The organism is Acidimicrobiales bacterium, assembly GCA_040219085.1.
Taxonomy (GTDB): Bacteria; Actinomycetota; Acidimicrobiia; order Acidimicrobiales; family JAVJTC01; genus JAVJTC01.
The window spans coordinates 1-7,633 of the sequence record JAVJTC010000001.1 but is presented as its reverse complement, the minus strand read 5'-3'; the positions used below and the strand labels follow the sequence as shown (position 1 = coordinate 7,633).

Genomic DNA, 7,633 nt, shown 5'->3' with positions numbered 1-7,633 from the left:
ACGGTGCGGCAACGACGACGACCGAGACATCCGCTCCAACGCAACCCGATCGGCGTCGGAGACCTTCAACGCAGCAGCAACCATCACCGGCATACTGCCACCATAACCCACCTTGCTATTTCAACGACGCACCACTAGCCGGCCGGATCGCGCCATGATCGGCCCGGGTCGACACGAGGAGGCGACGACGTGCACACCCGCATCGTGAAGGTCCGCATCGCCGAGGGCCGCTGGGACGAGTTCCTCGCTGCGTACCTCGAACACGTCGACGGACGCGACGACATCGAGGTCGGGATGGTCCACCGCTACATCGTCCGTGACGTCGAGGACCCCCACGTCGGGCTGCTGATGTCGGTCTGGGAGACGGCGGACGACATGGTCCGCTACGCCGAGCACCCGTTCCACGCCGCCTTCGGCGAGATCGTCCCCGGCGCCATCACCTCCGCCGAGGTGACCCACGGCGAGGTCGTGCACGAACGCCGCGGCGTGTGAAACCCCGTTCGAATCGGCGATCGCGCCCGGCGCGATGATTTTTCCCGCTCGGATCCGTCTGCATCACCGGAGCCCGAGAAAGCCGATCAGGAGACGACCCATGTCGATACACCCGTACCTCTTTTTCACCCACACCACCCGCGAGGCGATGAGCCGATACCGCGACATCCTCGGAGGGCAGCTTGACATCATGAGCCTCGCCGACCTGCCTGACGGCGAGGAGGTCCCGTTCGAGGTCCCCGACGACTTCGTGGTGCACGCCGCCCTCACCTTCGGTGACGGTGACCTCCTCATGGCCTCCGACGACCCGACCGGCGACGGTTCGGGTGTGAAAGGCGCGGCCGTCAACATCACGATCACCGACCACGACGAGGCCCGCCGCATCTTCGAGGCCCTGGCGGAGGGCGGATCTGTCCAGATGCCGATCGGGGAGACGTTCTGGTCGCCGCTGTTCGGCTCCTGCGTCGACCGGTTCGGCGTGTCGTGGATGGTCAACGTCGAACGCGACGACAGCGAGGGCTGAACGATGCCCCGGATCATCACCAACCTGTGGTTCGACACGGAGGCCCTCGAGGCAGCCGAGTACTACTGCTCGATCTTCCCGGACTCCGCGGTCACCCGCGTCGCCCACTACACCGAGGCCGGACCGGGACCGGCGGGCAGCGTGGTCACGGTCGACTTCGACCTCGATGGCAAGCCGTTCACCGCCATCAACGGCGGCCCCCAGTTCCCCTTCACCGAGGCCGTCTCGCTGCTCGTCGACTGCGCCGACCAGACCGAGGTCGACCACTACTGGGACGCGCTCGGCGCCGGCGGGCAGACCGGGAACTGTGGCTGGCTCAAGGACCGCTACGGCCTGTCGTGGCAGGTGTGCCCCGACGAGCTCGGCGCCCTGCTCGGCGATCCCGACCCGGCACGCGCCGAGCGGGCGTTCACCGCGATGCTGTCGATGACCAGGATCGACATCGCCGCCGTACGCGCCGCAGCCGACGGAGCCGACGGCGCCGGACTGTGAGCGGACCGGGTCCCGGCGCGGGGGAGGCACCGCGCCGCAGCGCCCGCGCGGCGGTCAGCGGCGCGGGCCGGACCTACGATGGGCGACGTGACTGCGTCAGTGTCGACCCCTGCCGTCGCGGACCTCGAGTCCCATCGCCGCGAGCTCACCGGCTACTGCTACCGGATGCTCGGATCGGGATCGGAGGCCGAGGACGCCGTGCAGGAGACGATGCTGCGGGCATGGAAGGCCGCGCACCGCTTCGAGGGACGTGCGACCGTGCGAACGTGGCTGTACCGCATCGCCACGAACGTCTGCGTCGACATGGCCCGCAGTCCCCAGCGTCGCGCCCGGCCGATCGACCTCGGTCCGTCACGCACGCCCGACCCGGTGCACCTCGACGACGTCCTGCCCGACGGCGGGTGGATCACCCCGATCCCCGACTCGTCGGTCATCGACCTCGACGGTGACCCCGCCGACGTCGCCGCGGCACGGGACACAATCCGCCTCGCGTTCCTCAGCGCTCTGCAGCGGCTCCCCGCCCGTCAGCGGGCCGCGGTCGTGCTCTGTGAGGTGCTGCGGTGGCCCGCGGCGGAGGTCGCCACCCTCCTCGAGACGTCGACGGCGTCGGTCAACAGCGCCCTGCAGCGCGGCCGGGCCACGCTCGCCGCGGCGCCGTCCGCCCCTGCGACGCCGCCACCGTCGGTCGACCAGGAGCGGCTGCTCGCCCGCTACGTCGACGCATTCGAGCGCTACGACATGGACGCCCTCGCGGCGCTGCTGCACGAAGACGTCGTCCAGACCATGCCTCCATACGCCATGTGGCTCCAGGGTCGAGACGACCTCGTCAAGTGGTACCTCGGTGCCGGGATCGGTTGCAGGGGATCCCGCCTGTTGCCCGGCCAGGCGAACGGCTGCGCGGCGTTCGCGCAGTACCGCGTGGACCCCGCCGGCGGCCACGCCCCCTGGGCGCTGCAGGTGATCGAGCTACGCGGCGACCGGATCGAGGCCGTCCATTCCTTCCTGGAGACCGAGGCTTTCGGGCGGTTCGGGTTTCCCGCCCACCTGGACTGATCAGCCCGGAGGTTCGGTCAGCCCGAGCTGGCCCATCATCGCCATCTGATCGGCGACGAGATCTTTCGGGACGAGGTCACCCGCGCCTCAGACGTCAGGACTGGGTGTTAGAAACCGGAGTTCTGCCACTCAGTCCTCACCTGCTCGGGATCGTCCACGGTCCCGAGCAGGGCCATGAGTGCCACCCGGGCTTTCAGTGGGCCGAGTTGCCGAGCGGTCAGCACCCCGAGTCCGGCGAGAGTGCGGCCACCACCGGCGGTGCCGTAGCGAGGCCGCGCCCCGCCGAAGGCACACCGGCTCGCCACGACGACGGTCACGCCCGACTCGACGGCGCCGATGATCGCCGGTTCGAGGTGGCCCGGCAGGTTCCCCGCGCCCGTGCCCTCCAGGACGAGGCCCCGGGTCCCGTTCTCCACGATCCGGTCGAGGATCGCCGGGTCCATCCCCGGGTAGCAGGCCACCACGTCCACGGAACGCTCGGGCGGACCGGGCCAGTCGGGGGAGGGCGGCTGATTCGTCGGGAACCACTCGACCCCATCGGGTGTCGCGGTCCCGAGCGGACCCCACGGCGTCGACCGGAACGCGGGCGGCTCGAGTGAGTGGACCTTCGTGACGGTGCGGGCCGGGTGGATCAGGTCGTCGACGACGACGAGGACCCCGCGTCCCGCGGCCGACGGCTCGGCCGCCACCCGCAGGGCTGCCGCGAAGTTGCGCGGCCCGTCCGCCCCCGGTTCGTCACTCGCACGCATCGCAGCCGTGAAGACGATCGGCCCGCGCCCGGTGACCGGCCCGTGGAGCAGGTCCACCAGCAGCGAGGACTGCTCGAGCGTGTCGGTGCCGTGGGTGACGACGACGCCGCGTGCCTCGCCATCCGCCAGCGCCCGAGCAGCCCGCCCGCCGATGTCGACCACGTCGTCGACCGTCAGGTTCCAACTCGTCGTCGACGCCACCTGCTCGACGACGATCTCACCGCCGGAGAACCCGGCGGTGAGCCGGTCCACCCCGTCGCCGGGCACTACCCCGGTCGCATCATCGCTGACCGCGGCGATCGTGCCGCCCGTCGTGAGGACCAGTAGCGGCGCCGACGACTCCGTCACTTGAAGATCTGAGGGTTGATCGGCGATGCCACCGCCCGCTCGAACGGGATCGGCGGCGCACAGAAGAAGAACTCGTACACCCCGTCATCGGCGCAGTCCGCACCCGCCTCCTCGAGGTCGAAGATCTCGCCGACCGTCATGCCCATCGCCTGGATCAGGACAAGGTGAACGGGCTGGAAGACATCGGGTGTCTCGTTGGGGCGGACCTCCATCCCCCAGGTGTCCGTGGCGAGGGCCGCCACCTCGCGCTCCGCGAAGAACGACGCCGAGTCGAGACCGAGCCCGGGCGCGTCGCCCCCGGCGAACGAACCCCACCCGCCCTCGGCGGCCACCTGGGCCATCTGACCCGTGCGGACCAGGACGATGTCGCCCCGGCGGACCTCCACGCCCTGCGCGTCGGCGCACGCCGCCAACTCGTCGGCGCCGATGGCGTGGCCCGGCTGAAGCCACTCGACCCCGTTGTGGCGGGCGACGTCCAACAGCACACCCCGCCCGCTGACCTGCGCCCGCAACTGGGAGATCGCGTTCACGAGGGCGCCCTTGCTCGACACCAGCGACGCTTCCTTGCCGTTCCACATCGTGTCGTCGAAGATCACGTGTGCCAGCCCGTCCCACTGGGTCGAGCACTGCAACGGCATGATCACGATGTCGTCCGCGGACCGGAAGTGACCATCGCGCCCGCCGAAGAAGTCCCGCGGCGTCGTGCCCATGGCGGCGTCGTTGCCGTCCCGGGTCATCAGGTGGATCGGGTTGAACCGGCCGAGGGCGCCACCGCCAGCCTGGGGGCCGTCGTCGCCGAACGGGGCCGCGAGGGAGATCACCTTTCCCTTCTCGACCAGCTGGGCGGCGGCGATCAGGCAGTCCGGGGTGATGTGGTTCAGCGTCCCGAGCTGGTCGTCGTCGCCCCATCGGCCCCAGTTCGAGAACCGGTCGCACAGCTCGCGGACGGTGGTGACATCGGGCATCGGGGTCATCCCTTCTTGGTCGGGGACAGCGTCGCCAACAGAGCCTCGACGAACTCCGCTGGCCGTTCGTACTGAGGGAGATGGCCACAGTCGTCGATGACGACACAGCGGCTGTCGGGCACGGCGCCGGCCAGGTCTTGAGCATCGGACACCGGTGTGACGGGATCGTCCGCACCCCACACGACGCCGAGCGGCACCCCCGAGGCTGCGAGACGCTCCCACAGGGCCTCGGCGGCGCCCGGCGGGGGATCGACGCGTAGCCGCGCCACCACCCGCTTGGTCCGGGCGAGCGCGCCCGGACGTTCCAGCAGTTCCATCCGGACCCCGATGAGGTCCTCGACGGTCGCCGGGTCGACGACGATCCCGCCGAGTCGGGCCCGGACCGAATCCACGTCGGGGTTGCGGGCAGCGGCCTCCGACAGGTCGGCGAGACGGACCGCCTTCTCCTTCGGCGGGCGGCGCCCGGAGCCCGACACCGCAACGACCCCGGCCGTCGCGCCCGGGTCGGCCACCGCCGTGTGCAGCGCGACGCCGGCGCCGAGCGAGTGGCCGACGAGGACCGGCGCTTCGAGCGAGAGCGCGTCCAATAGCCCCCGTAGCTGGCCCACGTAGTCGCCCATCGTCGCGTCGTGGTCGGAGTCGGCGGACCAGCCGTGGTCCACCATGTCGTAGGTGACGCACCGGAACCTGTTCGCCAACAGCGGCACCACCCGGCCCCAGACCTCGAGGTGGTTGCCGGACCCGTGGATCAACACGAGAGGGTTCCCCTCGCCCGTCACCCGCACCCGCGTCTCGACTCCGTCGGCGACGATCATCTCGTCATCATCGGTCATGTCTTGTCCTCCGGCTCCGTTGCGCCCAGCCATTCGGCGAGGACCGTGTCGGTGTCCGCGCCCAGCTCCGGGGGATCCCGGTAGACCGCGAAGTCGTGGGTGGACATCCCCACCGGGTAGGCGACGGTCTTCGTCTCCACGCCGTTGGGCAGGTGCAGGTCCCGCAGCAGGTCCAGTGCCACCACCGTCGGATCCTCGAGAGCCTCGGCGAAGTCGTTGACCGGCGCGCACGCGATGCCCGCCTCGTCGAGCGCGGCGATCCACTCATCCGCCGAGCGTGCCGTGAACTCGGCGCCGAGGATCTCCGCGAGTTCGCGGTGGTTGGCCGCCCGCACGGCCTGGGTGGCGAACCGCTCGTCGTCGACCAGATCCTCGAGACTCAGCAGAGAACACAGATCTGCCCACATGCGGTCGTTGCCGGCGGCCATCACGAAGGGCCGGTCCGACGCCTGGAACGCCTGGTACGGGGCATTGCGGGGGTGGGCGGTGCCGAGACGACGCGGCGCCCGGCCCGTGCCGAAGAACTCGCTCGTCTGCAGCGCCGAGATGCCGAGCAGCGCACCGACCATCGCGCAGTCCACCCGCACCGCCTGGGAGTCACGGTCCCGGGACCTCAGCGCCGCCAGGATCGACACCACGGCGTACAGCCCGGCGACGAAGTCGGCGACGGGGACACCGCATTTGACCGCGATGCCCTCCTCCTCGCCGGTCACGCTCATGAGACCCGACACGCCCTGGACGGCCACGTCGAACGCCGCCCTCGTCGCGAACGGGCTGGCGTGCCCGTAGCCCGACACCGAGCAGTAGACGATGTGGTCGTTCACCCGTCGAGCGTCCTCGAAACCCAGCCCGAGACGGTCCAGCGCCCCCGGACGGAAGTTCTCCACGAGCACGTCGGCCGCGCCGATCAGGCCCCGGGCCGTCTCGATGTCCGCCGGATCCTTCAGGTCGAGCATCACCGAGCGCTTGTTGCGGTTCAGAGACGCGAAGTTGTGGCTGAATCCCGACCCGTCCGGACCGTCCTCGACCGGCGGCCAGCCCCGCATCATGTCGCCGGCCGCGGACTCGATCTTCACGACGTCTGCACCCAGGTCGGCGAGCAGCATCCCGGCGAACGGGCCCGACGCCACGTGGGCCAGCTCGACCACCTTCACGCCGTGCAGCGGATGGGACTGTGTCGACGGCACGGATCAGTTGCCCGCCGCGTACGCCTCGGCGTGACGGGTGAACATCTCACGTACTCGCTGGCCGCTCGATGGGGACTCGGCCATCGTCTCCACCGCCCACTCGCTGCGCGGTTCGGTGAGGAACGCGCCGCCGTAGACGTGGATGGCGCCGGTGAGGCGCCCGAGCGGGTTGTGGACCGAGTGGATGGCGGTCTCTCCGAGCATCACCGTCTCGCCGGTGTCGAGGCTGTGGCCACCGGACGACTCGATGGTCGAACCCTCCCGGCGGTACAGCTGGCTGTCCTCGCGGCCCGAGTAGATGCCGATGCACGCCCACATGTGGTGATCATGGGGGCCGAGGTACATCCGCGGCCCCCACACCACGTGCATCACGGTCACGTCGTCGGCCACGTGCAGGGGCTGCATCAGCGGGCCCTCGGCTTCGGGAATGGCCGCGAACAGCTTGGCGGGGTCCGCCACGAGCCGGGAGACCTCCTCGCGCACGGCGGGCAGGTCCCGGGCGGTCGCGGCCGCCACGATGTCGCTGAGTGCCTCCGCCGTGTCCATGTCAGTCCTCCGTGTCGCCGGCCGGTGGGCGCCTGTAGTGGGGTTCGATGTAGCCCTGCGCGCCGTGGGCCTCGACGTCGGCTCGCACCGTCGCCAGGACGTCCTCTTCGGGACGGCGCAGGTCTATGTCCTTGAGGAACGGCTGGGCCGCCGGCAGCTCTGTCGGCCAGTAGACCTCGCAGCGGTTGCCCTCCGGGTCCCAGAAGTAGACGCCGACGGCGTTGCCGTGGTTCAGCACCTTGTCGATGGACGCGCCGGCGTCGACCAGGCGCTCATGGAACGCCATCACGTCTGCGAGCGTCGTGCATCGGAACGAGATCTGCTGCACGACGGTGTCCTCGCCGACGCGGCCCGGCAGCAACAGGAGCATGTGGTGTTCGTGTTCGGGGTTGCTGCTCAGGAACGTCAGCCCGGCCACCTCGTCCCGGAGATCGGAAGAGCGTCG

At 70.3% G+C, this 7,633-nt stretch carries 10 protein-coding genes; 4 read left to right on the top strand and 6 right to left on the bottom strand.

Annotated elements, in window-relative coordinates:
* Positions 1-189: 189 nt before the first annotated feature.
* From RIE08_00050 to RIE08_00035, 4 genes are all read left to right on the top strand, one after another.
* The gene (locus RIE08_00050; GenBank protein ID MEQ8715978.1) at positions 190-492 is read left to right on the top strand and encodes an antibiotic biosynthesis monooxygenase; all 303 of its coding nucleotides are present in this window, start codon (positions 190-192) and stop codon (positions 490-492) included.
* Positions 493-592: 100 nt separating this feature from the next.
* A complete protein-coding gene (locus RIE08_00045; protein ID MEQ8715977.1) occupies positions 593-1,015 on the top strand; it encodes a VOC family protein in 423 nt (140 codons plus the stop codon).
* A gap of 3 nt (positions 1,016-1,018) precedes the next feature.
* Positions 1,019-1,507 carry a VOC family protein gene (locus RIE08_00040; GenBank protein ID MEQ8715976.1) on the top strand — a complete coding sequence of 163 codons (489 nt, stop codon included), beginning with the start codon at positions 1,019-1,021 and terminating at the stop codon, positions 1,505-1,507.
* 87 nt (positions 1,508-1,594) lie between these two features.
* Positions 1,595-2,560 carry a sigma-70 family RNA polymerase sigma factor gene (locus RIE08_00035; GenBank protein MEQ8715975.1) on the top strand — a complete coding sequence of 322 codons (966 nt, stop codon included), beginning with the start codon at positions 1,595-1,597 and terminating at the stop codon, positions 2,558-2,560.
* Between the two features lie 107 nt (positions 2,561-2,667).
* On the opposite strand, the gene RIE08_00030 is transcribed toward RIE08_00035, so the two are convergent.
* The 6 genes from RIE08_00030 to RIE08_00005 all read right to left on the bottom strand — a co-directional run.
* Positions 2,668-3,657: an asparaginase gene (locus RIE08_00030; GenBank protein MEQ8715974.1), complete on the bottom strand. Its 990-nt coding sequence runs from the start codon at positions 3,655-3,657 to the stop codon at positions 2,668-2,670.
* Entirely contained in the window at positions 3,654-4,622 is a 969-nt protein-coding gene (locus tag RIE08_00025) for a cyclase family protein (GenBank protein MEQ8715973.1), read from the bottom strand. The genes RIE08_00030 and RIE08_00025 overlap by 4 nt, the downstream gene beginning before the upstream one ends.
* A 5-nt stretch (positions 4,623-4,627) precedes the next feature.
* A complete protein-coding gene (locus RIE08_00020; protein ID MEQ8715972.1) occupies positions 4,628-5,455 on the bottom strand; it encodes an alpha/beta hydrolase in 828 nt (275 codons plus the stop codon).
* The gene (locus RIE08_00015) at positions 5,452-6,609 is read right to left on the bottom strand and encodes a CoA transferase (GenBank protein ID MEQ8715971.1); all 1,158 of its coding nucleotides are present in this window, start codon (positions 6,607-6,609) and stop codon (positions 5,452-5,454) included. Before RIE08_00015 ends, RIE08_00020 begins: the two co-directional genes overlap by 4 nt.
* Positions 6,610-6,645: 36 nt before the next feature.
* Positions 6,646-7,188 (bottom strand): hypothetical protein, encoded by a 543-nt coding sequence (locus tag RIE08_00010; protein ID MEQ8715970.1) that lies wholly within the window; start codon positions 7,186-7,188, stop codon positions 6,646-6,648.
* Position 7,189: 1 nt separating this feature from the next.
* The coding region (locus RIE08_00005; protein MEQ8715969.1) for a VOC family protein at positions 7,190-7,633 on the bottom strand (444 nt) is incomplete at its 5' end.

Excerpts from the sequence above, each read along its gene's own strand:
- RIE08_00045 (MEQ8715977.1), top strand. The coding sequence starts at position 593 with ATGTCGATACACCCGTACCTCTTTTTCACCCACACCACCCGCGAGGCG.
- RIE08_00040 (MEQ8715976.1), top strand. The coding sequence starts at position 1,019 with ATGCCCCGGATCATCACCAACCTGTGGTTCGACACGGAGGCCCTCGAG.
- RIE08_00025 (MEQ8715973.1), bottom strand. The coding sequence starts at position 4,622 with ATGCCCGATGTCACCACCGTCCGCGAGCTGTGCGACCGGTTCTCGAAC.
- RIE08_00020 (MEQ8715972.1), bottom strand. The coding sequence starts at position 5,455 with ATGACCGATGATGACGAGATGATCGTCGCCGACGGAGTCGAGACGCGG.
- RIE08_00010 (MEQ8715970.1), bottom strand. The coding sequence starts at position 7,188 with ATGGACACGGCGGAGGCACTCAGCGACATCGTGGCGGCCGCGACCGCC.